Genomic DNA, 1074 nt, shown 5'->3' with positions numbered 1-1074 from the left:
GTTTCGTCGCAATAACATCCCGAAGCGATTGATCCCTGCCACGATTGCCTTAGGCGCGTTCACGTTCACCATGGACTCGCTGCCAGGCACACCGCAGATCCAGAACATTATTCCCACGGCCTTTTTCGGGACTGATGCATACGCTGCTCCTTGGCTTGGAATCATCGGCGCCATCTTCGTTGCCGGCTGCGGTATCACCTATCTGGAGATGCGTCGTAGAAGCTTGATGGCGAAGGGTGAGGGTTACGGCTCAGGGCATTACAACGAGCCTGAGCCGCCTACTGATGAGGCCATGATCAGTCCATGGATTGCCATCTTGCCATTGGTCATTGTCGGGGTAGGCAACAAGCTGCTGCTCGATCTGATTTTGAGTTACTACGGCGCAGGTAGTCAGGTGCTGGTGTCGTTCCGTCCGGACTTCGCGGCAGTGACTCAGGATGTCACCAAAATGGCCGCGGTGTGGGCTGTTGAAGGTGCGTTGGCTCTGGGTATTTTGGCCACCCTGGCATTGGGCTGGGGCAGAATCCGAGGCAAGTTCACGAACTCTACTCAAATTGCCGTTACAGGTTCGCTGCTCGCGGGCATGAATACGGCGTCGGAATATGGATTCGGGGCGGTCATTGCGGCGCTGCCAGGTTTCAAACTGGTCGCCGACACGCTATCAAATATCGAAAACCCACTGATCAACTTGGCCGTCAGCGTCAATGTGCTCGCAGGCATCACCGGTTCTTCATCTGGGGGTTTAAGCCTGACCTTGGGCGCGCTGGGTGACCACTTCATTGCGCTTGCTCAGCAACATGCGATACCTGCCGAAGTGATGCACCGCGTCGCATCCATTGCGGCAGGCGGGATGGATACGCTACCGCACAACGGGGCAATCATCACGCTACTGGCGGTGACTGGGTTAACCCACCGACAGGCCTACGGCGATATTTTCATCCTCACGATCTTCAAAACCATGGCGGCATTTGTCGTGATCGCTGTGTTTTACCTAACTGGGCTGATTTGATCGGCCAGCTCCGACAAAAACAATTGATAGGGGTGAAGAAATGAACGAATCGACCTATGACTACA

General features: G+C 55.1%; 1 protein-coding gene. It reads left to right on the top strand.

Annotated features, from left to right (window positions below):
* Window positions 1-1009, top strand: a 1009-nt coding sequence (locus AC1DSG_RS31350; protein ID WP_477794321.1) for a GntP family permease, incomplete at its 5' end; no start/stop codon positions are given.
* Window positions 1010-1074 lie beyond the last annotated feature (65 nt).

It is taken from the genome of Pseudomonas sp. P5_A12 (assembly GCF_056400685.1).
Note: the sequence above shows the minus strand (reverse complement) of the source record. Positions and strands in the feature narration are given on the sequence as shown.